This is a genomic window from Nocardiopsis sp. NPDC006832, assembly GCF_040635885.1.
Taxonomy (GTDB): Bacteria; Actinomycetota; Actinomycetes; order Streptosporangiales; family Streptosporangiaceae; genus Nocardiopsis.
This window is the reverse complement of record NZ_JBEYLC010000009.1, coordinates 56,198-80,713: the sequence shown is the minus strand read 5'-3', so window position 1 is coordinate 80,713 and position 24,516 is coordinate 56,198. Positions and strand designations below refer to the sequence as shown.

Genomic DNA, 24,516 nt, shown 5'->3' with positions numbered 1-24,516 from the left:
ACAGGAAACACGAGGTTAACCGTGGCCGAGCCCACCGGCATCGAAGACGTCGCCCAGGATTTCGCCGAGAACCCGGAGGAGTTCCCCTCCGAGTACACCAGCGAGTCCGATGAGCAGACCGCCGCTTACGTTCCCACCGCGTCCGGCCCGAGCGCCGGCACCGGCCGTCGCAAGAAGGCCGTGGCCCGAGTCCGGATCACCCCGGGCGCCGGCGAGTGGAAGATCAACGGTAAGCCGCTTGAGGCCTACTTCCCGGACAAGGTCCACCAGCAGACCATCAAGGACCCCTTCACCTCCCTCGGGTTCGACGGCGCCTACGACGTCTTCGCCCGTCTGGACGGTGGCGGCCCCAGCGGACAGGCCGGCGCCCTGCGTCACGGCATCGCCCGCGCCCTGGCCTCGCTGGACCCGGAGAACAACCGCCCGACCCTGAAGAAGGCCGGTTTCCTCACCCGTGACGACCGCGAGGTCGAGCGGAAGAAGGCCGGTCTGAAGAAGGCGCGCAAGGCTCCGCAGTTCTCCAAGCGCTAATGCTCATGCGCCGGCACACGCTCGGCTGAGCTTTCGCCCGTACGTCGTCTCCGCAACAGGGGGCGGCGTACGGGCTTTTGTTTTTCGTCGGTGGCGCTCTCCGCCACGCTGAACTTCACAGGTGCCGGAAGCCCGGTGCCGCTTTCGAAAGGGGCTGACGCCTGTGGCACGGCTGTTCGGAACTGACGGTGTACGTGGTCTCGCGGGGCGTGACCTGACCGCCTCGCTCACCCTGGACCTGTCCATCGCGGCGGCGCGCGTCCTCACCCGGGCCGAGGGCGACCGGCGCCCGCTGGCCGTAGTGGGCCGTGACCCGCGGGCCTCCGGTGAATTCCTGGAGGCCGCGGTGGTGGCCGGGCTGGCCAGCACCGGCGTGGACGTCGTCAAGGTGGGCGTGCTGCCCACCCCCGCGGTCGCCTACCTCACCGGTGCTTTGGAGGCCGACTTCGGGGTGATGCTCTCGGCGAGCCACAACGCGGCCCCGGACAACGGGATCAAGTTCTTCGCCCAGGGCGGCCAGAAGCTCGCGGACGCCCTGGAGGAGGAGATCGAGGGCATGATGGGTGTGCCCTCCACCCCCGCCGTGGGCGAGGAGGTCGGCCGGGTCACCGAGTCCCACGACGGCGCCGAGATGTACACCCGGCACGTCCTGAACTCCCTGCCACACGGACTGGAGGGCCTGAAGGTCGTCGTGGACTGCGCCAACGGCGCTTCCAGCGCGGTCGCCCCCGAGGCGTTGCGTCGGGCGGGCGCCGAGGTCATCGCCATCGGTGACGCCCCCGACGGCCACAACATCAACCAGGGCTGCGGTTCCACCAGCCTGGCCACGCTCCAGGAGGCGGTCCGTCTGCACGGTGCCGACGCCGGCATCGCCCATGACGGTGACGCCGACCGTTGCCTGGCCGTGGACGCCGACGGCGACGTGGTCGACGGAGACCAGATCCTGGCGATCCTGGCCACCGAGGCCAAGGAGGCCGGACGACTGACCGAGGACACCCTCGTGGTGACGGTCATGTCCAACCTGGGACTCAAACTCGCCATGCGGCGCGAGGGCATCAACGTGGTGGAGACCGCGGTGGGTGACCGCTACGTGCTGGAGGAGATGAAGCGCGGCGGGTTCGGCCTGGGCGGTGAACAGTCCGGTCACGTGATCCTGCTGGATCACGCCACCACCGGCGACGGGCTCCTCACCGGTCTGCACCTGCTGGCCGCCATGGCCCACCACAAGCAGGGCCTGGCCGAGCTGTCCAAGGTCATGACCCGGCTCCCGCAGGTGCTCATCAACGTGCCCGACGTGGACAAGGACCGTGCGGCCGACTCCGAGGAGCTGGCCGCCGCCGTGCGCGAGGCCGAGACCGAACTGGGGGAGACCGGCCGCGTGCTGATCCGTCCCAGCGGCACCGAGCCGAAGGTCCGCGTGATGGTGGAGGCACCCGCACAGGAACAGGCCACCGCGGTCGCCGAGCGGCTCGCCGGAGTGGTGCGTTCCGCCCTCGGCTAGAGGAACACTGCAAGTCGTCCCTTCCGGGGATTTTTCGGGTTTTCGCGCGCATCCGGGCACAGAGCGGTCCGGGTGCGTGTTTTCGTTCGTGTTGATGCGGCTCCGTCCGAGGAGCGGCCGCCTAGGGTCAGTGGAGTGAAACGGTCATGACGACGAACGCGCGCTATGGGCACTCGCTGACGATCGGTGTGGACATCGGTGGCACGAAGGTCGCCGCGGCCGTGGTGACACCGGGCGGGCGGGTACTGGCGCGGTTGCGCACCCAGACCCCCGAACGCAGCAAGAACCCCGCCGTGGTGGAGGACACGATCGTCTCGGTCGTTTCGGAGCTGCGCCGGGAGTACACCGTGCGGGCCGTGGGCGTGGGCGCCGCGGGGTTCGTCGACGAACGAAGATCCAAGGTCCTGTTCGCCCCGCATCTGTCATGGCGGGAGGAACCGCTCAGGGACACCCTGTCGGTGCGCCTGGGCCTGCCCGTGGTGGTGGAGAACGACGCCAACGCCTCGGCCTGGGCCGAGGTGCGCGCGGGCGCCGCCCTAGGCGTCGACGAAGTGGTGGTCGTGAACCTGGGCACCGGGATCGGCGGGGCGATCGTCTCGGAGGGTCGGTTGCGCCGGGGACGCTACGGTCTGGCCGGTGAGTTCGGACACATGACGGTGGTGCCCGGTGGGCACCGTTGTGAGTGTGGAAACCGGGGCTGTTGGGAGCAGTACGCCAGCGGCAACGCCCTCACCCGGGAGGCGCGCGAACTGGTGGTGGCCGAGTCGCCGGTGGCCGAGGCGTTGCGCCAGGAGGTGGGCGGTGATCCGGGCCTGATCACCGGGTCGTTGGTCAGCGAACTGGCGCGTAAGGGTGATCGAGCCTGCCGGGAGCTCATGGAGGAGACCGGAACCTGGCTCGGGGTGGGGCTGGCCAATCTGGCGGCGGCCTTCGACCCGGAGCTGTTCGTGATCGGCGGGGGAGTGTCGGAGACCGGTGGATTGTTGCTCGACCCGGCGCGGCGGGCCTTCGCCAAGGGGCTGACCGGACGCGGGTATCGACCCGAGGCCCGGGTGGTCGCGGCGGCCCTGGGCAACGAGGCGGGTGTGATCGGAGCGGCCGACCTGGCCAGGGAGGCTCTACCCCGCGCCCGCCGGGGCCTGCGCCAACGTCGCCTGGGGGGCCCGCCCAAGCGGCGGTGATCTAACGGCGACCGGTCAGCGCCTTCACGTCGATGTCGATGGTGAAGGGTACGTCGAGCTTGAGCCGTTCCCTGGCGATGGTGATCGGCACGTACCGGGGCTCTCTGGTCCCGTCGAGTTCGTACACGTGGATCGCGGGACCGGTGTCCTCGGGTTCGACCCGCCAGAAGTGCGGGATGCCCGCCGCCGCGTACTTCATCGGCTTGGTGGTGCGATCCCGTTCCCGGGACTCCGCGGAGACGATCTCGACCACGAGGAGGACGTCTTCCGGGGGAATGTGGGTGTCCTTCTGCCAATCACCCTCATCCTTGTCACGGTAGACGACGAGGTCTGGTTCAGGGCGCTGGTGGGAACCCAGTTTCATGGTCATCTCGGCTAGGACGTCGATGTCTTCCGGAGCCATGGACCGGAGTTCGTACGCCAGGTTCATCATGGTTCGGGAGTGGAACTTGGTCTGAGGGGAAAGCAAGACGAGCGCTCCGTCGATGAGTTCCATCCGAGGTACCCCCGGCGGAAGGTTGTCCATGTGGTCGGCGGTCCAACCCCCGGGCGGGGTGAGGAACCAATCGGGGAGCGGCTCGGCCATCGAATCCTCCAGGGTCGATTCCTGAGGCCACTCTAGTGTCGCCGTTCTTCGCATGAGGGGAAGGTAGCGCTCCGTGACGACACTCGTGGGTTCTTCGTTCATGTCCGTCTGCGGGGGGACGCGGCCGGTCCCGGTATTACTCACGATTAACCGAACCCGGTTCTAGTGCGTGGGTCACATCCTCGGTAGAGTTCGGCACATGGATCTCAACGGAATCTCCGCCCTCGTTTCGGGCGGCGCGAGTGGCCTGGGTGAGGCCACCGCCAAGGAACTCGCCTCCGCCGGTGCCACCGTCGTCATCGCCGACCTGAACGCCGAGCGCGGCGAGGCGATCGCCAAGGAGATCGGTGGCGTCTTCGTCTCCACCGACGTCTCCCAGGAGGACCAGGTCAAGGCCGCCGTCCAGGCCGCCGCCGACACCGGCAAGCCCTTCCGCGTCGCGGTGTCCTGCGCCGGCATCGGCTGGGCCACCCGCACGGTGGACCGGAACGGCAACCCCCACGACCTGGACAGCTACCAGAAGGTCATCCAGGTCAACCTGATCGGTACGTTCAACGTGCTGCGCCTGTCCGCGGCCGAGATCGCCAAGACCGAGCCGATCAACGAGGACGGCGAGCGCGGCTCGATCCTCAACACCGCCTCCCTCGCCGGTATCGAAGGCCAGATCGGTCAGATCGCCTACTCCTCGTCCAAGGGCGGCGTGATCGGCATGACCCTCCCGGCCGCGCGCGACCTCGCGGCCGTCGGCGTCACCGTGAACACCATCGCCCCCGGCATCCTGGAGACGCCCATCTACGGTGACGGTCCCGGTTCGGAGGAGTTCAAGCAGAAGCTGGCCGCCCCGGTCCCCTTCCCCAAGCGTCTGGGCACCGCCGCGGAGTTCGGCAAGCTGGCCCGGACCCTGCTGGAGGTCAGCTACGTCAACGGTGAGGTCGTCCGGATCGACGGCGCCCTCCGCATGCCCCCGAAGTAGGAGGACGACGTGTCCGACGAGGTTCTCTACACCGCCGAGGACGGCATCGCCGTCATCACCATCAACCGGCCCAAGGCCAAGAACGCCGTCAACGCCGCGGTCGCCGCCCGGATCGCCGAGGCGCTCGACGACATCGACGCCCGCAAGGACATCTCGGTCGCCATCATCACCGGCGCCGGGGGCACGTTCTGCGCCGGCATGGACCTCAAGGCCTTCATGAAGGGCGAGGTCCCGGTGGTGGAGGGGCGCGGGTTCGGCGGGTTCGCCGAGCGCGGCCCGAAGAAGCCGCTGATCGCCGCGGTCGAGGGTTACGCCCTCGCCGGTGGTTTCGAGGCGGTGCTCGCTTGTGACCTGGTGGTGGCCGCCGAGGACGCCAAGTTCGGCATCCCCGAGGTCAAGCGCGGTCTGGTCGCCGGTGCCGGTGGTCTGCTGCGCCTGCAGCACCGCATCCCGCGCAACATCGCGATGGAGTTCGCCCTGACCGGTGACTTCGTCGGCTCCGAGCGCCTGGCGCAGCTGGGACTGGTCAACCAGGTCACCGAGAGTGGCGGTGCCCTCGAAGGCGCCAAGGCGCTCGCCGCCCGCATCACGCCCAACGGCCCGCTGGCCCTGAAGGTCTCCAAGGAGATCTTCCAGGCCTCCGACGACTGGTCCACCGACCAGATGTGGGACAAGCAGAACGAACTGGCGGGCCCGGTGTTCGTCAGTCACGACGCGATGGAGGGTGCGGCGGCCTTCGCCGAGAAGCGCGCTCCCGTGTGGAAGGGCGAGTAGCCTCTCCGAGCCCCGGCGGCCGTCCTTCCTCGAAGGCGGCCGCCTTCGTCGTTTCCGGGACTTTCGGCCTTCGACGGGGTGTCCGGAGGCCGGCGATGCGTGTGTAATCTGGGGTGGTCCAGCGAGCTCTTCCCAGGAAGCGACCCCGTGTCCCTTGTTCCCACCTGGAGTCGGGCCGCCGGCGGTACGCCCGCTGTCCTGGCGATCGCCGACTCCGCTCCGCGCGCACGTCTCTCGGCCTTGATGCTCGGCGACCTTCCCGACTCCGAGGGCGCCATTGGTCTGGCCGTGCTGCGTTCGGCCGATACACCCTCACCTGCTCAGATCAGGGCCGCCCTGGAAGGCACCCGTCACGCGGGGCGACGGATTCCGCTGTTGACCGTGGGTCAGGTGCGCCGCCTCATCCGGCGCCGACGCCCCGACGCGGTCCTGCTCAACTGCTCGGGTACGCACATCGAGGCGTTGTCCTGGTCGAGCCGCTCCTTCCTGCGCCGCTATCGGCCGGTGGTGGCGTCGTCCCTGCCCGTGCCCGCGCTTCCCGCCTCCGAGGGCGAGTGGATGCACCGGTCGAAGGTGGACCTGGTGGTCGCGCACAGCCATCGTGAGGTCGAGGAGTACACGAAACTGGGGGAGCAGCTCGGTCTCAAGGGTCGGGTCGGATTGGCGAGCCTGTTCCCCGAACTCGGTGTGCGGGAGAGTCAGGGTTCACGGAACCGGATCGTGTTCGCCGCGAGACCGGGGCAGCCGGAGGGGACCCTGGGGTGTGAGGCGTTGCTCTCGGCGTTGACCGAACTGGCCGCCGACCGTCCGGATCTCGAAGTGGTCCTGCACGTGGGCGAGGAGGGCCACCCCGAACTGACACAGACCTGGGAGTCCATGGTGGCGGCCGGGCGTGCCCCAGGGGGCGCCCTGGTCGTGGAGTCGGGACCGTTGCACGAGCAGTTCGAACGGGCCCGCGGGTTGGCGGCCCTCGGTTCCCTTCCGGTGCTGGAGGCCATCGCGGCCCGGGTGCCCTCCCTCGTGCTCACGGACTTCGGTGTGGGCTGGGACCAGGGGAACACGGTCTTCGAGGGCAGTGGCCTGTTCGGTGATCTGAAGGATCTGCGGGCGTGCCGGTTCCACAAGCCGAACCGTTCATGGGGCGAGCACAATCATTTCCACCCGACCTCGGATGACGATTGGGTGGCGCACCTCTACGAGCTGTGCGCCCGCGCCACCCGCGGTTTCCTGTAGTGCTGTTTCCTGTAGTGCTGTTTCCTGTAGTGCTGTGACCCCGAAAGGCCACCGGATCTGCCCGGTCCCCCGGTGACGCTTCTATGCCGAGCGGTGGGGGCGAGTTATCCACAGGCGGGGAGTTCGGGGTGGTGGACTGTTCCGCCTACGTGATCCCATTGATCTTGGGGGAGCCGCTGGTTCCGCCGGTTTCGTGCTGCCCGGGGGTTGGTGGTGGGCGGTGGGGCGCCTGGGGGCGGGAGCTCTCCGGTTTACGGGGCGTTGCTCGGGTGGTTGGTGGGGCGCCTCGGCTAGAGGACCTGCTGGTGGTCTGGCGGGGTGGGGGTGGGTTCTCCCTCCTTCCCCGCCGCGTGATTGTTGCCGCCCGCACCGCACGCGTCAAGGCGATGTTGAGTGCTGTACCGCTGTGGTGGGTGGCCTTGACCCGTGCGGTGCGGGCGGCGGTTTGGCGGCTATCGGGGAAGGGGGAGAGTGGTCGGGGTTCCAAGGGCCCTGTGGGCCTGCGGCCCACTCCGGCCGTGGCCGGCCGGATGCCTTCCCTTCCGCCTGGCTTTCTCGTGGGGCGCGTCGCCATTACGTGACGGGCCCGGTCACGAAGGACCCGCTACAGGACAAGCTCGGGGCGGGACGCGTCCCCGCGGTGGCCGGCCCCGGTCTTCACCCCGATGATCTTGCTCCTAGCGCCATGTTCGGCGCCCAAATTGGCGCTACGGACAAGATCGTTTCTCTTCAGAGCCCCTCCACCGAAACCCTGAGGAGACACTTCTGTAAGAGGTGGCGCCGACCATAGAGGAAAAGGGGTTGTGGATAACCCACAATAAGAGCCATTTCATGATAGGCATGCCGGCCTCGGAATTAGGTTAATAAACCGGTGGGTAGGCCTGCCATTCTTGAGGGTGTTGGCATATAATCAGAGTATGAGCTTTCCTCCCAGTACGCCGCGCCCGACCGGGAACACCCCGGTCGATAAGGCGATGGCGGGTGCGCGGGAGATCGCGGTGGAATTCTCCGGCCGGGATATCCCGTTCGGGTGCGAAGTCGATGTGCTCGCCCAGTTCGGCCGGCTCAACCAGGAAACAGATCGCATCCGCTATGGGATGTTGCCCGTCCTGGCCCGGATGGAGGCCACCGGTGCCCTGTTGGAAGAGGGCGGCCAGCGCAGCATCCAGGCGTGGATCACCCACCAGTGGGGCACCTCTCCGGCCGAGGCCCGCGATCTCGCCACCCTCGCCCGGGCGTTGTACAAACAACAGCTGCCCCTAGTGGAAGAAGCCTTCCAGGGCGAGGTCCTGTCGCTGGGTGAAGCGTGCGCAATCGCGACCTCCACCGAAAAGGCTGTGGCCGATTGGGCGCAGGTGTGGGAAAAGGGTGATGAGGATTTCCGGGCCGCCCACCCGGACGCGGAGGGGTTTCGGGCCCGGTTGGAATTCGGGCTGATCGGTTTCAAAGCCGAGTGCCCGCAGGCCTCGGTGCGCCAGTTGCGGGACGCGGCGAAATGGTTCGTCGCCCGTCTGGACCCGGATAAGGCCGACCGGGACTATGAGGTGTCTTTCGAGGAGCGGGGCGCGCAATTCTCGCCCACGTTCGAGTCCGGGTTTTTGTTGCGGATGTGGGGGCCGGGGGCCGACAACGAGCTCATCCAGGCCGCCCTGAACGCCTACACCGAACCGTACGGGCCCGATAACGCCGCCGTCCCGAAGCACCAGCGCACCTATGACGCGATGATGCGCATCTTCGAGACCGCCCTGACCCACCGGGGTTGCTCCAGCCTGAGCCGCCAACCTCTGGCGACCATCAACATCACCGTCCCCCTCAAACGCTTCCTCGGTGACGGCACCGCTGAGCCCGCCACCACTGAGGATGGGGTGGTGTTGCCTGATCAGATGGTGGCCCGGCTGGTCCCGCAGAGTTGGTTGCGCCGGTTTCTGACCGACGAGCAAGGTCGCACCTTGTTGGATGTGGGGCGAAAGAAGCGGTGTGCTCCGGATCCGGTGCGTCAGGTGGCCGGGTTCAAAGAGTTCACCTGCCAGTGGCACGAGGGCTGTGATGTGCCGCGTAGCTGGTCGCAGTACGACCACATCGTCCCCTTCTCCCACGGCGGGGCCACCAGCGCGGCCAACATGCAGGTGCTCTGCTCCACCCACAATCGGCTCAAGCACCGGTTGCAGGCCAGGGTGAACCGGCAGATCTGGGAGCACCACCACGCCCAGAACCGACAGGAAGCGGGTAAGGAAAGCGGGGATGATGAGGGGGAACCAGCTCCAGCCACAGTCCTCTAACCACCACCATCCGTTTCCACCACGCGTTTCCGCCAGGTGGACACCACCCCCGACGAGAACACCCCCAAGTGGGTGTCAGACCCCAAGGGCCTATGCCCTGTGGGGATATCGGCATGCCCAGGGGCAGAAACACCGCGAACCCCCTACCCGGAGCCATCACCTGGGCCCGGAGTGGCTCCCGTTGGGGGTGTGGGCGGCACACCTGCCGACACTGCCTCTACTGCGGCTACCGGCACCACTGCCACCCCACTACAGGGTGTCGGGGCTATCCCCACCGCCACTACAGAGTGCCGGGGCTACTCCCACCACCACTGACCATCACCGCTAACGGCCCGCCGGCACCGGGGACTGCTGTGGGCCTCGGTGTGGTCTTGTTGCCAGAGCCGGCTACCGCAGGGACGCGCCCCGCCCCGTGTCCGGCCTGTAGCGGGCCCTTCGTTACCTCACCGGTCACGTAGTGGCGACGCGCCCCACGAGAAAACCAGGCGGAAGGGAAGGGATCCGGCCGGCTGCGGCCGGAGTGGGCCGAAGGCCCACAGGGCCGTTGGGACCTCAACCACTCTCCCCCCTTCCCCGATAGCCGCCAAACCGCCGCCCGCGCCGTGCGGGTCAAGGCCACCAGCCCGATCGCTACAGGACTCAACGTTGCCTTGACGCGTGCGGGGCGGGCGGCAACAATCACGCGGCGGGGAAGGAGGGAGAACCCACCCCCACCCCGCCCAACAACCCCAAGAGCAGAGACCTTAGGCGCCCCACCAGCGCACCCCCACACGAACCCGCCTCCGCCCCCGCCCCACTTCCGCTCCTAACGTGGACCTCGTGGATCTCGTGGATCTCGTGGATCTGGCGGTTCTGGCAGAAGTGGTGTGCACTTACCTACGGGTCTGCGGCTGACCAGCAGAACAGAAGTGGGTCAGGAGTGGGCACCTTCGTGGAGGGTCATGGCGGCATCGACCAAAGTCGGCTCGCTCTGGGGCACCGACTGCCCGACCGCGTCCAGGATCTGGGGCTCCATCACCACCGCCAGGGATCGGGAGAACGCGTAGGACAGGTGATCGGTGTCGTAGAAGACCAACTGGTTGCCGATCACACCGTGACAGACCCCGTCCTCGCACAGGTAGTCGGTCAGGTCCAGGAACCGGGTGTTGTGCGGGACGTTCGGCAGGTCCTTGAAAGGTGGCACCTCGGCCATGGACTCGGCCTTGGGGGAAGAGCACTTGTCGCGGTCGTTGCGGTCGGTGCACTCGGGCACCGCGAAGTCGAACCGGGGTGTGTCCCGCATCGCGATCACGTCGACCCCCATCCCTTCGAGCAGACGCCAACGGTCCACGAAACCGGTGGGTACGTGTTCACCCTCCTTGCGATCGGTGAGCGAGGCCAGGGTGAACACGGCGTCGGGAGCCAGTTCGGCGAGGTCGGTCATCACTTCGGCGTTCCAGGTGGCGCACTCGGTATAGACCTCACCCCGGTACACCTGTTCCTCGGAACTGAACTGGCAAGCGTTCTTGGTCATCGTCACCAGTCGCCAACTGTGCTGGTCGGCGAGGGTGCGCATCGCCTGGAACCAGTGCCGCACGTGCGAACTTCCCACCATGGCGATCGTGTAGTCCGAGTCCGGGTCGCCGAACTCGCACGAGACGACCTGGGTGTCCTCCGCGACCGCGTTGCAGGCGCGGGTCTGGTCGATGGTCTCTTGGGCGACGGTGGTCGTGTCCGGGTGGATCGGCAGGTCTGGCAGCCCGGCGGCCAGTTCCGGGTTCAGGTGGACCGCCGCACCCGGGTAGGCGAGCGGGTTGGAGCTTAGTTCCAGACGCAGCTGTCGGTCCTGGTCGATGGAGTGGGCCCACAGAGAACCCGCCGCCAACACCGGGATGATGAAGATGACGCCGGCCGCCAGCGACCAGCTCGGGGCGCGATAGCGCTTGGTCACCCGGTTCACGCCACCCTCGATCACCCGGGTGGTGAACAGGGCGGCCGCGAACGAGGAGGCCAGCACGATGAGGCCACCGGTCAGGGATGGCCGGACCCGCTCGGTCAGCTCCAGGTAGACGATCAGTACCGGCCAGTGCCACAGGAACAGCGTGTAGGCGTGCCCACCGAGCCAGGTCAGGGGACGCATCCCCAGCAGCCGGTTGGCGGAGAACCGACCGTTGGCGGCCTCGCCCGCACCCGCCACGATGATGAGCAGGGCGGCGATGGTCGGCCACAGGGAGGCGTAGCCCGGGTAGGGGATCGAGTCGCCGATGACCAACCCGCACAGCACCAGACCGGCCAACCCCAGCCACCCGGCGATCATCCGCAGCGTGCCGGGCATGTTCACCCGGTGCACCACCAGGGCGAGCATCCCGCCCAACGCCAGTTCCCACAGGCGGGCACCGGTGTCGAAGTACGCCCAGACCGGCTCGGCCGCCGTGATCCACAGCGAGTACGCCAGGGACACCGCGAACACGACGCCCACGACCGCGAATGCGACGTGGCGCACGCGCGCACCCAGCCGCACGGCGACGAACCCGACGATGGTGATCAGCACCGGCCACAGCAGGTAGAACTGCCCCTGCACCGCCAACGACCAGAAGTGCTGTGCCGCGCTCGCGGCGGAGTTGTCGGCCATGTAGTCGACCGAACCAGTGGCCAGGTGCCAGTTCCCGTAGTACAGGACGGCGGCGCGGACGTCGTCGATCACCGTCATCCACTGCGAACGCGGGAAGAACAGGTAGGTCATCACCAGCACGGCGCCGAGGACGACCGCTCCGGCGGGGAACAGGCGCTTGACCAGCTTCGTCCAGAAGGCGCCGAAGGCGATGCGGCCGTCACGCTCCATCGCCCGGACCAGCGACCCGGTGATGAGGAAGCCGGTGAGCAGCAGGAACACGTCGACGCCACCGGAGACCGTGCCGAACCAGATGTGGTAGACGGCGATCAGTACGGCGGCGACGGCGCGCAGGCCCTCGATGTCGGCGCGATGACGTGGACGCGTGGGCGCGGTCACGGGTGTTTCGACGACATCGGTGACACGCGGGTGAGCGGGAACGGACACAGGTCAGCCTCGGGCTCGAAGAAAGTGGGGCAGGGGCCGGCCGGACGCGGCGGCTCGATGCGTCCGAGGAGAGGTTCGCGACGCCGAGAGGGAGCCCTGCCGAACCAGTATCGGTAACCGTCGGGAGTGACTTGGGTGTACAGGCCGTCCCGTTGTCGAGTCGAGATGGAATCTGTGTGAACGCGTAGCCCTGATCTGCGTAAACGAGTGCCCCGGGTCACATTCTCGGGCCCGTCGGTCCGGGTGCGGCCCAGGACGACCATCCCCGGCGAGGGCTTGCGGGGTGCTTCGAGGTCGTGTGTTGTTCAGGTCTTATTCATTACGTTTTGATCTATCTGTCACTTTTGACAACCCCGCGGTTCACGCGGGCGTCACCTATCGGTGGCCTCGAATGTGATGGACCGCCCCCGATGGGCGATTCTTCGTGCGAGGCACGGAAACCACGCGCCCCTACCCCCGGCGAACATCCCCCTGACCTGCACCGTTCGCTATCCATCGGAGTTCAGGGAAATGCCCTCCTTCACCCTCGCAGACGTGCGAGACCAGACCTACAAACCGCGCGACTCGTGGTGGACGGTCTGGCTAGTCGACCCGCTCGCCTCCCGGCTGGTCAAGGCCACGGCGAACCGCACCAACATCACCCCGAACCAGCTCACCGTGGCGGCCCTGATCCTGGGCCTGCTCTCCGCGGCGTGCTTCTTCCTCGCGGACTGGTACTGGCTCCTGACCGGTGCCCTGCTGTTCCACCTGAGCTTCGTCCTCGACTGTATGGACGGCAAGATCGCCCGCCTGAAGGGCAACGGCTCGGTGTTCGGTAGCTGGCTGGACTACGTCTTCGACCGCATCCGCGTACTGCTCTGCGGTATCGCCCTCATGGGCGGCCAGTTCGCGATCACCGGCAACCCCGTCTTCCTGTGGGTCCTGCTGGCCATCGTCTTCACCGACATGTTCCGCTACCTGAACTCGCCGCAGATGGCGAAGGTCCGCTCGGCCATGCGCCGCCACATCGCCCAGGCCATCCGAGAGGTCGAGGAGCACGCCGGCGAGCAGGACAGTGGTCGGGTCCGCCAGGCCGCCGGCGGCTTCGCCGGCACCGATGACAACGTCAACGACGGTATGGGAGACGAGGAGAGCAGCGTCTCCATCGGCGGGGCCGAGCGTGTCCAGGCCCCCACCTCGGCGTCCGACGACGATGACGAGACGGACGAAGAGGGGGTCATCACCCCCAACCGCAAGGCCAAGCACCTACAGAGCACCGCTCTGCAGAAGGGCTTCGACAAGCGTTTCCCCTGGTACCGCAGGGTGCGCGACATGCTCTGGGCCAACCGGATCCGTCCGCACCTGTTCAGCGGCATCGAGTTCCAGATGGGCGTGTTCATCGTCGCCCCGCTGGTGGGGATGTTCTCGGTCACCGGGATGGTCGCCACCATCATCGGTTCCGCGGTGTTCATGCTCACCTTCGAGCTGCTGATCATCTACAAGCTCTGGTTGTCCACCCGCGAGTTCGTCCGGGTCACCCAGAACATGAACGAGACGTTGGAGACGCTGGACCTCAGCGGCCTCGCACGGCACCGTCCGGCGGCCTGACCGGCCCCGATTCGCATGGCTCCTGGGTGTGAGCGGCGCGTCCCCGATTCGGGGACGCGCCGCACCCGTTTTCGAGGGATCAGCTCGTGCCGCTCTCCGCCGCCGCCCGGTCGGCGGCGAGCATCCGCCGGTCCGGGAGGAGGGCGCCCAGCGCCCAGTGCAGGAGGAACGCGGCGATCAGGCCGACCACCCAGCCGTACGAGGCCAGTGGGCCCGCAACGGACAGCAGCGCGCCGACGCCGAAGGCGAGCAGCGCGCGCCAGTTCCAGCCGCCCGAGTACCAGTACTCGCCGTCCCGGTCGAACAGGGCGGGCAGGTTGATCCTGGTGCGGCGCAGCAACCAGTAGTCGGCCAGCAGGATGCCCGCCACGGCACCGAGGATGCCCCCGACGGTGCCCAGCCACACGAAGATGTAGGTGTTCTCGTCCTCCAGGAGCTTCCACGGGAAGATCAGGACACCGAGGACACAGGTGATGAGCGCGCCGGTGCGGAAGCTGATCAGGTTCGGCTTGAGGTTGGCCAGGTCGTAGGCGGGCCCCACCAGGTTGGCGGCCACGTTGGTGGACACCGTGGCCAGCAGCACCACGAAGATCGCGAACAGCAGACCGAGGCCGGAGTCCATCTTGTCCACGACGTCGATCGGGTTCCAGATCGGCTCGTCGTACACCGCGGCGGTGCCCGCGGTCACCATGACCGCGATCAGCGAGAACAGCGTCATGGTCGTGGGCAGACCCAGGGACTGACCCATCACCTGCGCCCGTTGGGTGGAGGCGAACCGGGTGAAGTCACTGATGTTGAGGGTCAACGTCGCCCAGTAGCCGATCACACCCATCAGGGACGGGAAGAACAGCGCCCAGAAGGACGGGCTCCAGTCCAGGGGCCGGTCCACGGACAGCATCGGGCCGAGACCGCCCGCCTGGGAGGCCATCCACCCCAGCAATGCGACGCCGCCGAGGATCATCAGGGGCGCGGCCCACAGCTGGACCCTGCGAACACCCTCCATGCCCCACAGGACGATGGCGACCTGGGCCAGCCAGAACACCCCGAAGGACAGCCACAGCGTCCACGGGTACCCGCCGAACTCCGCGGCCTCCATCCATGGGGCACCGAACAGCCGACCGGTCAGGACGTACACGCCCTGCCCGCCGATCCAGGTCTGGATGCCGAACCAACCGCACGCCACCGCCCCACGCAGCAGCGCGGGCAGGTTCGCGCCGCGCACCCCGAAGGAGGAGCGCGCGAACACCGGGAACGGGATGCCGTACTTGGCCCCCGCGTGCCCGGTCAGGACCATCGGCAACAACACGATGAGGTTGCCCAGGACCACCGCGAGCATCGCCTGACGCCAGTCCAGGCCGGCGGCGATCAATCCACTGGCCAGCGTCCAGGCGGGGATGCTCACCGACATGCTCACCCACAGGGCGGAGAAGCTGCCGGTGCCCCAGTTCCGCCTGGACATGGGTACGGGCTGGAGGTCGTCGTTGACGAGGGGGCCGACCGGAAGGGTGGTGCCCTCCGGCAGGGAGACACGGCCGTCGGGATGGGTGACCTGTGTGGTCGACTCGGGTTGTGGTGGGGCTTGGGACACGGGACACCTTCTCGGTGGTGCTGACGGGGACGCACGACGGCGGGATCGCGCGCGGGGCCGGGGGGAGGGCCGGATAGGACGCGCTTTCAGGCCGTCGACCATCCTCACACGTCGCCGGGGTCGCGGCGACGTTCCCGTGCGCGGGCGGTCGGGGCCGGACCCCGGTCTCGGGGTCCGGCCGGGGCGGGTCACGGACGTGGCCGTGTCCGCTCAGGACATCGCCGGGACGATCCTGCTCCCGTAGGTGTCGATCACACCGTCGACGTCGTCGTGCATCGCGTAGATCGCGAACTGGTCCACACCCGCGGCGCGCAGCCGCTCCAGCTTCTCCAGGTGTTCGTCGACCGTCCCGATCAGGCAGAACCGGTCGACGATGGAGTCCGGAACGAACTCGGTGTCCGGGTTGTCGGCCCGGCCGTGGTGGCTGTAGTCGTAGCCCTGGCGGGCCTTGACGTAGTCGGTCAGCTCACGGGGCACCATGTCCGACCGGTCCCCGTACCGGGAGACCAGGTCGGCGACATGGTTGCCCACCATGCCGCCGAACCAGCGGCACTGCTCCCTGGCGTGGGCCCGCCCTTCGACGGATCCGTCGGTGACGTAGGCGGGCGCGGCCACGCACACCTTCACCTCGTCCGGGTCGCGCCCGGCGTCGGCGGCGGCCGACCGCACCGCCTTGACCATCCACTCGGTCAGGTAGGGGTCGGCGAGTTGCAGGATGAACCCGTCGGCCCGCCGACCCACCAGGTCCAGGGCCTTGGGTCCGTACGCGCCCATCCACATGGGCAGGGAACCGTCGCGCACCCACGGGATGCGCAGGGTCGCCCCCTCCACGTCGGCCTCGCGTCCTTCGGCGAGGTCCTTGATCGCGGTCATCGCCCGTGAGAGTCGTTCCAGGGTCGCGGGCCTGCGCCCGGCCACCCGCATCGCCGAGTCGCCGCGGCCGATCCCGCAGATCGTCCGGTTCCCGTACATGTCGTTCAGGGTGGCGAACACCGACGCGGTCACCTCCCACGCGCGGGTGGCGGGGTTGGTGACCATGGGGCCCACGACCAGGCGCTCGGTCCGCTCCAGGACGCGGCTGTGGATGACGAAGGGTTCCTGCCACAGCACCACGGAGTCGAAGGTCCACCCGTGCGTGAACCCCTTCTCCTCGGCGCGCACCATCCGCTCCACCAGGAGGTCGGCGGGCGGATCCGTCTGGAGGACCAGTCCGATGTCCATGCGGCCCCTTCAGATCAGGTACTGACAGGTGGACCTGGGCACGTACGAGCCGTCGCCGGCCGAACCCAGGTAGGAACCCCGGTCCACGATCACGCGGCCCCGGGAGAGCACGGTGCGGGCCTCGCCCGTCACCCGTTTCCCCTCGTACGCGGAGTAGTCCACGTTCATGTGGTGGGTCTCCGCCGACAGGGTCCGCTCGGCGTTCGGGTCGTACACGACAAGGTCGGCGTCGGCGCCCGGGGCGATGGTGCCCTTCCTCGGATATAGACCGAACATCCGGGCCGGGGTGGCGCAGGCCAGTTCGATCCACCGTCGGCGACCGATGTGCCCCTCCACCACGGCCTGGTGCAGCAGGTCCATTCGGTGTTCCACCCCGGGCATGCCGTTGGGGATCTTGGAGAAGTCGCCCACGCCCAGGTCCTTCTGTCCGCTGAAACAGAACGGGCAGTGGTCGGTGGAGACCACGGACAGGTCGTTGGTGCGCAGTGCCCGCCACAGGTGGGCCTGGTGCTCCTCGGGCCGCAGCGGCGTCGAGCACACGTACTTGGCGCCCTCGAACCCGGGTCCGGCGAGTTCGTCCACCGTCAGGAACAGGTACTGCGGACACGTCTCACCGAAGACGTTGAGCCCCATGTCCCGGGCCCGGGACAGTTCGGCCACGGCCTCTCCCGCCGACACGTGCACCACGTACAGGGGAGCGCCCGCGACCCGGGCGAGCTGGATGGCGCGGTGGGTGGCCTCCGACTCCAGCAGGGCCTTGCGGACCTCCCCGTGGTGGCGCGGGTCCGTCCGCCCCTGGGCCAGGGCCTGCTCGACGAGGACGTCGATGGCGATGCCGTTCTCGGCGTGCATCATCGTGAGCGCGCCGTTGGCGGCGCCGCGCTGCATCGCCCTCAGGATCTGACCGTCGTCGCTGTAGAACACGCCCGGGTAGGCCATGAACAGCTTGAACGAGGTGACGCCCTCGTCGACGAGGGCGTCCATCTCCTTCAACGAGGATTCGTTGACGTCGGACAGGATGGCGTGGAACGCGTAGTCGATCGCGCACCGGCCGTCGGCCTTGGCCATCCAGGAGTCCACCCCGGCGCGCACGGACTCGCCCGGCCGCTGGATGGCGAAGTCGACGATGGTGGTGGTGCCGCCCCACGCCGCCGCGCGGGTGCCGGTCTCGAAGGTGTCCGAGGAGTACGTACCGCCGAACGGCATCTCCATGTGGGTGTGGCCGTCGACGCCGCCGGGGATGACGTAGTGGCCGGTGGCGTCGATGACCTCGGCGTCGCCTTCGGCCCAGGTGCGGGCGGCGTCACTGCCGCGCAGGGCGAGGGCGGCCACCTTCCCGTCCTCGACGAGGACGTCGGCTTCGACCTCCTCCGCCGAGGTGACGACGAGGCCGCCGCTGATGAGGGTCCGGGTCATGGTCTCATCCCTCCGTCAGCGGGCCGTAGGCGTCGGGCCTGCGATCCCGGTAGAACGCCCACTGCTGACGGACCTCGTCGACCATGTCGAGATCGAGGTCGCGGACGACCAGCTCGGCCTTGGTGTCGGAGGCGACCTCGCCCACGAACTGTCCGCGCGGGTCGACGAAGTAGCTGGTGCCGTAGAAGTCGTTGTCGCCGTACTCCTCCCGGCCGACCCGGTTGATGGCGGCGACGAAGTATTCGTTGGCCACGGCGGCGGCGGGCTGTTCGAGCTTCCACAGGTGGGCGGACAGGCCGCGGCTGGTCGCGGACGGGTTGTAGACCAGTTGTGCGCCGGCCAGGCCCAGGGCACGCCAGCCCTCGGGGAAGTGGCGGTCGTAGCAGATGTAGACGCCGACGCGGCCGACGGCGGTGTCGAACACCGGCCATCCGAGGTTTCCAGGACGGAAGTAGTACTTCTCCCAGAATCCTTTGACCTGCGGAATGTGGTGCTTGCGGTACTTTCCGAGATAAGTGCCGTCGGCGTCGATGACGGCGGCGGTGTTGTAGTAGAAACCGGGTTTCTCGATCTCGAAGACCGGAAGCACCATCACCATGTTCAGTTCCGCGGCGAGCGCCTGGAATCGTGTGACGGTGGGGCCGTCGGGTACGGGCTCGGCCCAACGGTGGTGTTCGGCTTCCTGGACCTGGCAGAAGTAGGGTGCGTTGAACACCTCCTGGAACCCGATGATCCCGGCGCCCTGCGCGGCGGCCTCCCGCGCGTACCGCTCGTGGGCGTCCAGCATGGATGCGGTGTCTCCGGTCCACTCGGTCTGTACGAGTGCTGCCCGGACGTTGTGCGGCATGGTTCCCTCGCTCCTGGTCGAGCATGCGACCTGCGCTGTAGAGACCGCACCCTAGATAAGAGACGAATGACCGGTCAATATCCGACATCCCGCGTGACCGGATAAGAGTGTGTTAACCGAATTCGCATTTGTGTCGTATGAGGATATATAACCTTCCTGTGGCGTTATTCGGTCGGAGGATCGGACAAGCCCGAGCGCTCATCCGGGTGGAATTTCATGTGTCCGCACATGCGTCGGGGCCGCCGGATCAGATCCGGCGGCCCCGCCCGCACGACGTCGGCGTCGGCGTCGGCGTCACACGTCAGCCGGTGACGTCGACCTCGACCTCGTTGCCACCGAGGGTCTCGGCGCTCAGACCCATGTGGGAGATCTGCGAGGGGTCGTCCACGTCGAACACGATCACGGTCTCGTAGCTCTCACCGGGCTCCAGTTCGATGAGCATGCTGTCCTCGGTGTAGTCCCAGGTCGCCTCGTAGTCCTCTTCGATCTCTTGACCGTCGTAGGTGTAGAGGTGCTGCTCGTCGCGCCAGAAGTCGTCGGCGGCCGAACCGGCCGGTTCGATCTCGATCCAGACCGCGACGTACTCGCCGACCGGGGTGTGGCTGCCGGCCTCGGGGAGACCCGAGTCGATCTGGGTGATGGTGAAGCGCAGACCGTCGTGCTCCACGGTCTCGCCGATCCCCGGCATGTCGGGGTTGGAGCGCGGCTCGTTGCCCAGACCGGAGTCGGTGTCCGCTCCCGCGGAACCGCCGTTCTCGTCCTCGCCGGTGCCCTCGGATCCACCGCCGCCGGTGGTGGTGGATCCGCCCTCGTCCTCGGGCTCGTCACCGAAGACGAAGACCAAAAGGACGACCAAGACCACACCGATCACGAAGAGGCCACCGCAACCCAGGCTGATCCACAGCCAGGGGGAGGTCTTCTTCGGCCGCGGTTGCCCGTAGTGGCCACCGGGAGGGGGACCCATCGGCGGTTGGCCATAGGGCCCACCAGGGGGCATACCGCCGGGGGGCATACCGCCCGGCGGGGGCGGACCTCCGGGAGGCATCCCTCCGGGAGGCGGCCCCATAGGCGGTTGCCCGCCGGGGGGCGGAGGTCCGTAGGGAGGAGGCTGACTCATGGCGGGGCCTGGCTTTCTGAAGACTGAAGTTGTGCCGTTGGCTGAGACGCCATCCGACTTGTGCCGGTTCCAAGAGCTTTGGGCACGCTCCGACGATACCGACATGCCGAGGGTCGAGGTCAACGCTGACCGCGAGGTGCCCCGATCGTGGTCGTCTCGGTGAGGGGTGGGATGCCCTATCGCGCCGATCGGTTCTGAGAAGGTGGGCGCATGGCACGACTGCTCATCGTTCACCACACCGTCTCACCCGCCACACGCGAACTCCTGGACGCGGTCCTGGAGGGGGCGCGCGACGACGACGTCGAAGGCGTGGAGGTCGAGGTCAGGGCGGCACTGGCGGCGACGCCGACCGACCTGTTGGCGGCCGACGCGGTGGTCCTCGGCACCCCCGCCAACATCGGTTACATGTCGGGTGCGCTCAAGCACTTCTTCGACACGGTGTACTACCCGGTCCAGGTCGATCGCCAGGGCTTGCCGTTCTCCCTGTACGTGCACGGCGACAACGACACCTCCGGCGCGGTGCGTTCGGTGGAGTCCATCGCCAAGGGCATGGGCTGGGAACGGCACCGGCCCCCGGTGACGGTGACCGGGCGCCCCGACGCCGAGGCCCGGGAGGCCTGCTGGGAACTGGGGGCGGTCACCGCACTCGCCGCCTTGGAGCACGCCGAAGGGTGAGAGGGATGGGGTGGACGACCTCGAAGGGGCCCGTCGAGAACCGGTCACCGGACCACACACGACCCTGAACGCGGCTTTTCCGGCAAGGCTCGGTAAGTCTGCGTCAAGGGTTGCCATTCGGGACGAGCGGGGCGGCGTGGCGTCCACCGCACGTCCTCGCCCCGAGGCCAGGATGGTTCACGGACCGCGGGGGAGCTCCGAGAGGTGACCCGCTCCCCCCGCGGCCTTCCCACCTTCCACCGGACCACCGCGTGACCGCCCACCGGCCCAAGATCGTCAGGTCGCGCGGTGACCTCGTCGAGGCCGGCGCCCGCACTTCACGGGCGCCGGCCTCGACGTCGTTTCCGGGTTCCCTACGGCGGCGGTCAGTACCCGCGCCAGGCCTGTCGATCCTGGTGGTAGCCGATCACCCGCGGGTGCATCATCGTGGACTCCTGGACGTCGTCTTCGCGGCGGTCCATCGGGAACACCTGCGCCGCCTCCAACAAGGGCTGGTCCAGGTAGCGCAGCTCGGGGGCGTCCTCGGGCATGCGCAGCTCCGGTGCCCCGTTCAGCGTCCCGAGGTAGAAGCCCCAGTTACCGAAGGTCGGCACGTCCACGTTGTACGGGGTGACGTCGATCCCCGCCTCCACCAGTGAGTGCCGGACGCCCCAGTAGGCGTCGGGCGCGAAGAACGGCGACCCGGCCTGGACGACCAGCCTGCTGTCGCCCGTCATCGCCTGACCGATCAGCGAATAGAACTCCACCGTGTACAGCTTCGAGGTGCCCACGTCCGTGCCGTCGGGCAGGTCCGCGATGACCACGTCGAAGTCCTCGGCGTTGTCCCGTAGCCACTGGAAGGCGTCGGTGTTGACCACGTCGACCCGGGAGTCCCGCAGTGAGTCGTCGTTGAGGTCTCGGATCACCGGGTCCTCCCTGGCCAGCTCGACCACGGCCGGGTCCAGGTCGACCAGTGTCGCCGACTCGACGTCGTCATAGCGCAGGATCTCCCGCAGGGCCAGACCGTCGCCGCCGCCCAGGACCAGGACGTCCTCGCGCGGGCCGGCCATCGCGGGGTGGATGAGCGACTCGTGGTACCGGTACTCGTCCAAGGTGGAGAACTGCAGGTCCCCGTTGAGGAACAGACGTGTGTCCACGCCGTCCAGGGACTGGGTGACCACGATCTCCTGGTACTCGCTGCGATCGGCGTGCACGATCGGGTCCCGGTACATGGCCTGCCGGGCGTCCACCTCGAATCGCTCCGCGTAGTAGAAGGCCAGCCCCAGGACCGTCACGATGACCACGAGCCCGACGGTCAGCCCCACGTAGGCGAGGCGGGTGAGTTCGGATCGGAACAGCCACAGCACCACGGCCATGCCGATCACCGCGTTGAGCGCGCCCACCATGAGTGCGCCCTTGGGCAGGCCCAGCAGTGGCAACAGCAGGAACGGGAACGCCAGACCACCGATCAGACCGCCCACGTAGTCGGCGGCGAACAGGTCCGCGACCGCCTCGGAGGCGTCCTGCTTTCGGATGCGCTGGATCAGCGTCATCAGCAACGGGATCTCGACACCGATGAGCATTCCGATGACGAACGCCAACAACACCAGGGTCGGCTGGTAGGCCGAGGCGGACAGCCAGGCGAACGATCCGTACAGCAGCAGGATCGATAGACCACCGACCAGGGACAACAGCCCCTCGATGACGGCGAAGGCCAAGGCGGGGCGGGCCTGGTAGCGCTTGGACAGCAGTGAACCCACGCCCATGGCGAACACCATCACCGACAGCACCACGGAGGCCTGGGTGATGGTGTCGCCCAACAGGTAACTGCCGATCGCGACGAGCGCCAACTCGTACACCAGGCCGCAGGCGGCACAGATGAACACCGCCAAAAGCACGAGGAACCGGGCCAGTCGTGGTGTCACCGGAAGTCGCGTTCTGGCGGGCTCGGAGGCATCGGAGTCGGCGGCCTCGGCGGCCGGGGTGTCGGTCACACTACTGCTGCTTTCTGGAGAAGAACTTCTAGGAGATCGCCGCGGCCACGACCAGGGCGATGGAGACGTGCGCGGTCGCGTTGACCCACGTCGCCGGGTGCCATTCGGGGTCGCTGATCATGTGGCTGACCCGGCCCGGGATGATCAGATCGATCAGGAGGAAGGACAGGGCCATCACGACCAGACCGATGAGGCCGAAGATCAGGGCGGAGAGCAGACCGGCGCCGAGACCCAGTTCGGAGTAGCTGGACAGGATCGCGGAGACCACCACGATCGCGGCGCCCAGGGTGTTGGCGGAGACCAGCAGGATGGCGTTCCTGTTCCGGTCCTCCCAGATCAGTTTGTGCAGTTTGCCCGGGGTGAGCAGGTCGGTGATCAGGTAGCCGAGCAGCATGATGACCGTGCCGACCACGCCGTAACCCAGGGCGTAGAGCGAGCTGGTGAGAATTTCGTTCATGGCCTTGTCCGTGTCGGGGGAAACTCGTGCGTCCGGAGGGACCGTGGGGTACCCCCGACACGGCAGACTACTGGCCTGAACTCGGCTTACTTACCGAACCCCGATCCGCCACCGCGAGTGTCGCTTCCACTTCCCCCGCTGTTGGAGTTGTTGCCACCTCCGCCACCGCCGCCGAAGAAGAAGAAACCGCCGCCGCCACCACCGCTGCGGCCGTTGCAGTCGTCGGTGGGCGAGGGGCTCGGGGTGCGGTCGGCGGACGACGACGTGGTCGTACCACTGGTGGAACTGTCGCTGGGCCGGCAGTCGGCGCTGTTGCTACCGCCACAGGCGGACAGGAGCAGCAACAGGGCGGTCGCGCCACCGACCGCCGCGATCTTGTGGCGTGGAGTCTTGATCGTGGACATGAGGGCCTCCCTAGGGGGTCAAGGTCGTGATCGTCGTCACCAGTTCGCCGCTCTGCGGATAGGCGTGCCAGGTCCGCCAACGCAACGAGGTCCCATTGCCGGAGGTCAGGTGCAGTGCGGTGACCGCGAGGGGGTCACCGGGGAAGGCGACGATGAGCCCACCGGGCGAGTTCGAGGTCTCCTGGTGGATCCCCTCCACCCGGCGAGTCAGTTCGGTGCGGGGCAATGACTCGACGATCGAGTCGAAGCGGTAGTCGCCCACCCCAGGCAGGGGGTGCTCGGCGTTGCCGGGAAGCCCGCCGGGAACCCCCGGCAGGCAGGCGACCGTCTCCACCGGCGCACCCGGTCCGGCACCGAGTACGACCTGGTGCGAGGCGCCCAGCACCCGGAGTTCGACCGACAGCCCCGACACCTGGACGGTGCGGGTGGCGAGAGGGTCGACCAGCGGGTGGTTCAGGGTCCAGACCAGGTCGTCTGCGTTGGTGTCGACGAAGGGGGCGCTGATGGTCGCACGCATGGGGGCATCAGCTCCCGGGGAAGATCGTGAACGTACCGGCGTGGATCTTCTCGCCGGTGCTGACCTCCCAGTTCCCGTGGTCGAAGCGCTCGAAGGCGAGCAGCTTGCCATCGGTGGACTCGTAGTCGGCGTAGTCCATACCGCCCTCGGCCTTCAGACCGGTGGTCCCCTCGGAGCGGTAGGAGCCGGAGCCCTTCTCGTCGAGCTTGTAGGTGACACCTTCGAGCTCGATGTTCTTGCCCTGGGGCACCATGGTCAGGTCGGGGCGACCGGTCCACAGGGCCAACTCCACGTCCGGGTCCTCCTCGACGGAGAGCCAGCGCTTGCCGCCCTCCACCTCCAGGAAGTGCTCGGACCAGGTGTAGCCACCCTCGGACAGGCGTAGGGTGCCGCGGATCCAGGTGCGTTCGTTGCCCCAGTCGATCATGTCGCCGGCCTTGATGGCCCGAGGGTCACCGGCGGTGTCGGTGGTCGAGGAAGCGGCGAAGGGGTCCTGGGGCGGCGGTGGGGGAGCGGTGTCCTGCTTCCGCGAGCGCGAGCGCTGCGTGTAGATCAGGACTCCGATCACGATTCCAACGATGAGAATCAGTAGGAGAAGGAGTTCGATCACCAGAGTTCC

General features: G+C 67.8%; 21 protein-coding genes. 9 read left to right on the top strand and 12 right to left on the bottom strand.

From position 1 onward, the window contains the following. The first annotated feature begins 21 nt into the window (after positions 1-21). The 3 genes from rpsI to ABZ717_RS06845 all read left to right on the top strand — a co-directional run bounded on the left by rpsI (position 22) and on the right by ABZ717_RS06845 (position 3,213). The gene (gene rpsI / locus ABZ717_RS06855; protein ID WP_067597871.1) at positions 22-531 is read left to right on the top strand and encodes a 30S ribosomal protein S9; all 510 of its coding nucleotides are present in this window, start codon (positions 22-24) and stop codon (positions 529-531) included. A gap of 163 nt (positions 532-694) precedes the next feature. Next, entirely contained in the window at positions 695-2,032 is a 1,338-nt protein-coding gene (glmM, locus tag ABZ717_RS06850; RefSeq protein ID WP_358506756.1) for a phosphoglucosamine mutase, read from the top strand. A gap of 146 nt (positions 2,033-2,178) precedes the next feature. Continuing rightward, a complete protein-coding gene (locus ABZ717_RS06845) occupies positions 2,179-3,213 on the top strand; it encodes an ROK family glucokinase (RefSeq protein ID WP_358506753.1) in 1,035 nt (344 codons plus the stop codon). A 1-nt stretch (position 3,214) separates the two neighbouring features. On the opposite strand, the gene ABZ717_RS06840 is transcribed toward ABZ717_RS06845, so the two are convergent. Beyond that, positions 3,215-3,799 (bottom strand): Uma2 family endonuclease, encoded by a 585-nt coding sequence (locus ABZ717_RS06840; protein ID WP_358506750.1) that lies wholly within the window; start codon positions 3,797-3,799, stop codon positions 3,215-3,217. Positions 3,800-3,998: 199 nt separating this feature from the next. Between ABZ717_RS06840 and ABZ717_RS06835 the strand changes: the two genes are divergently transcribed. The 4 genes from ABZ717_RS06835 to ABZ717_RS06820 all read left to right on the top strand — a co-directional run bounded on the left by ABZ717_RS06835 (position 3,999) and on the right by ABZ717_RS06820 (position 9,058). Further along, positions 3,999-4,772, top strand: a complete 774-nt coding sequence (locus tag ABZ717_RS06835; RefSeq protein ID WP_358506747.1) for an SDR family NAD(P)-dependent oxidoreductase — start codon at positions 3,999-4,001, stop codon at positions 4,770-4,772. A gap of 9 nt (positions 4,773-4,781) precedes the next feature. Continuing rightward, positions 4,782-5,546, top strand: coding sequence for a crotonase/enoyl-CoA hydratase family protein (locus tag ABZ717_RS06830; RefSeq protein ID WP_358506744.1), 765 nt, complete (start codon positions 4,782-4,784; stop codon positions 5,544-5,546). A gap of 147 nt (positions 5,547-5,693) precedes the next feature. Next, complete coding sequence (locus ABZ717_RS06825) at positions 5,694-6,779, top strand: DUF6716 putative glycosyltransferase (RefSeq protein WP_358506741.1); 1,086 nt, start codon at positions 5,694-5,696, stop codon at positions 6,777-6,779. Positions 6,780-7,696: 917 nt separating this feature from the next. After that, a complete protein-coding gene (locus tag ABZ717_RS06820) occupies positions 7,697-9,058 on the top strand; it encodes a DUF222 domain-containing protein (protein ID WP_358506738.1) in 1,362 nt (453 codons plus the stop codon). A 913-nt stretch (positions 9,059-9,971) separates the two neighbouring features. Here the strand turns inward: ABZ717_RS06820 and ABZ717_RS06815 are convergent. Further along, entirely contained in the window at positions 9,972-12,047 is a 2,076-nt protein-coding gene (locus ABZ717_RS06815; protein ID WP_358506735.1) for an acyltransferase family protein, read from the bottom strand. A gap of 582 nt (positions 12,048-12,629) precedes the next feature. Between ABZ717_RS06815 and ABZ717_RS06810 the strand changes: the two genes are divergently transcribed. Next, a complete protein-coding gene (locus ABZ717_RS06810) occupies positions 12,630-13,682 on the top strand; it encodes a CDP-alcohol phosphatidyltransferase family protein (protein WP_358506732.1) in 1,053 nt (350 codons plus the stop codon). 79 nt (positions 13,683-13,761) lie between these two features. Here the strand turns inward: ABZ717_RS06810 and ABZ717_RS06805 are convergent, their stop codons facing one another. The 5 genes from ABZ717_RS06805 to ABZ717_RS06785 form a co-directional block, all read right to left on the bottom strand. Next, a complete protein-coding gene (locus tag ABZ717_RS06805; RefSeq protein ID WP_358506730.1) occupies positions 13,762-15,270 on the bottom strand; it encodes an NCS1 family nucleobase:cation symporter-1 in 1,509 nt (502 codons plus the stop codon). A 210-nt stretch (positions 15,271-15,480) separates the two neighbouring features. Further along, on the bottom strand, positions 15,481-16,491 hold the full coding sequence (locus ABZ717_RS06800) for a TIGR03842 family LLM class F420-dependent oxidoreductase (RefSeq protein WP_358506727.1): 1,011 nt from the start codon (positions 16,489-16,491) through the stop codon (positions 15,481-15,483). Positions 16,492-16,500: 9 nt separating this feature from the next. Then, complete coding sequence (gene hydA / locus ABZ717_RS06795) at positions 16,501-17,907, bottom strand: dihydropyrimidinase (protein ID WP_358506724.1); 1,407 nt, start codon at positions 17,905-17,907, stop codon at positions 16,501-16,503. A gap of 4 nt (positions 17,908-17,911) precedes the next feature. After that, positions 17,912-18,754: a nitrilase-related carbon-nitrogen hydrolase gene (locus ABZ717_RS06790; protein ID WP_358506721.1), complete on the bottom strand. Its 843-nt coding sequence runs from the start codon at positions 18,752-18,754 to the stop codon at positions 17,912-17,914. 301 nt (positions 18,755-19,055) lie between these two features. Further along, positions 19,056-19,718: a DUF4352 domain-containing protein gene (locus ABZ717_RS06785; protein WP_358506718.1), complete on the bottom strand. Its 663-nt coding sequence runs from the start codon at positions 19,716-19,718 to the stop codon at positions 19,056-19,058. Positions 19,719-20,081: 363 nt separating this feature from the next. Between ABZ717_RS06785 and ABZ717_RS06780 the strand changes: the two genes are divergently transcribed. Then, positions 20,082-20,546: a flavodoxin gene (locus ABZ717_RS06780; RefSeq protein ID WP_358506715.1), complete on the top strand. Its 465-nt coding sequence runs from the start codon at positions 20,082-20,084 to the stop codon at positions 20,544-20,546. A gap of 365 nt (positions 20,547-20,911) precedes the next feature. On the opposite strand, the gene ABZ717_RS06775 is transcribed toward ABZ717_RS06780, so the two are convergent. The 5 genes from ABZ717_RS06775 to ABZ717_RS06755 all read right to left on the bottom strand — a co-directional run bounded on the left by ABZ717_RS06775 (position 20,912) and on the right by ABZ717_RS06755 (position 24,507). Beyond that, positions 20,912-22,519, bottom strand: a complete 1,608-nt coding sequence (locus ABZ717_RS06775) for a polyamine aminopropyltransferase (RefSeq protein ID WP_358506712.1) — start codon at positions 22,517-22,519, stop codon at positions 20,912-20,914. Between the two features lie 28 nt (positions 22,520-22,547). After that, positions 22,548-22,976, bottom strand: a complete 429-nt coding sequence (locus ABZ717_RS06770; RefSeq protein ID WP_358506709.1) for a DUF350 domain-containing protein — start codon at positions 22,974-22,976, stop codon at positions 22,548-22,550. 86 nt (positions 22,977-23,062) lie between these two features. Further along, positions 23,063-23,380 (bottom strand): hypothetical protein, encoded by a 318-nt coding sequence (locus tag ABZ717_RS06765; RefSeq protein ID WP_358506706.1) that lies wholly within the window; start codon positions 23,378-23,380, stop codon positions 23,063-23,065. 10 nt (positions 23,381-23,390) lie between these two features. Further along, entirely contained in the window at positions 23,391-23,897 is a 507-nt protein-coding gene (locus ABZ717_RS06760; RefSeq protein WP_358506703.1) for a DUF2617 family protein, read from the bottom strand. A gap of 7 nt (positions 23,898-23,904) precedes the next feature. Beyond that, positions 23,905-24,507, bottom strand: a complete 603-nt coding sequence (locus ABZ717_RS06755) for a DUF4178 domain-containing protein (protein WP_358506700.1) — start codon at positions 24,505-24,507, stop codon at positions 23,905-23,907. Between the last annotated feature and the right edge of the window lie 9 nt (positions 24,508-24,516).

Coding starts and splice junctions, on each gene's coding strand:
- ABZ717_RS06845 (WP_358506753.1), top strand. CDS start 2,179: ATGACGACGAACGCGCGCTATGGGCACTCGCTGACGATCGGTGTGGAC.
- ABZ717_RS06840 (WP_358506750.1), bottom strand. CDS start 3,799: ATGGCCGAGCCGCTCCCCGATTGGTTCCTCACCCCGCCCGGGGGTTGG.
- ABZ717_RS06835 (WP_358506747.1), top strand. CDS start 3,999: ATGGATCTCAACGGAATCTCCGCCCTCGTTTCGGGCGGCGCGAGTGGC.
- ABZ717_RS06820 (WP_358506738.1), top strand. CDS start 7,697: ATGAGCTTTCCTCCCAGTACGCCGCGCCCGACCGGGAACACCCCGGTC.
- ABZ717_RS06800 (WP_358506727.1), bottom strand. CDS start 16,491: ATGGACATCGGACTGGTCCTCCAGACGGATCCGCCCGCCGACCTCCTG.
- hydA (WP_358506724.1), bottom strand. CDS start 17,907: ATGACCCGGACCCTCATCAGCGGCGGCCTCGTCGTCACCTCGGCGGAG.
- ABZ717_RS06790 (WP_358506721.1), bottom strand. CDS start 18,754: ATGCCGCACAACGTCCGGGCAGCACTCGTACAGACCGAGTGGACCGGA.
- ABZ717_RS06785 (WP_358506718.1), bottom strand. CDS start 19,718: ATGGGTCCCCCTCCCGGTGGCCACTACGGGCAACCGCGGCCGAAGAAG.
- ABZ717_RS06780 (WP_358506715.1), top strand. CDS start 20,082: ATGGCACGACTGCTCATCGTTCACCACACCGTCTCACCCGCCACACGC.
- ABZ717_RS06770 (WP_358506709.1), bottom strand. CDS start 22,976: ATGAACGAAATTCTCACCAGCTCGCTCTACGCCCTGGGTTACGGCGTG.
- ABZ717_RS06765 (WP_358506706.1), bottom strand. CDS start 23,380: ATGTCCACGATCAAGACTCCACGCCACAAGATCGCGGCGGTCGGTGGC.
- ABZ717_RS06760 (WP_358506703.1), bottom strand. CDS start 23,897: ATGCGTGCGACCATCAGCGCCCCCTTCGTCGACACCAACGCAGACGAC.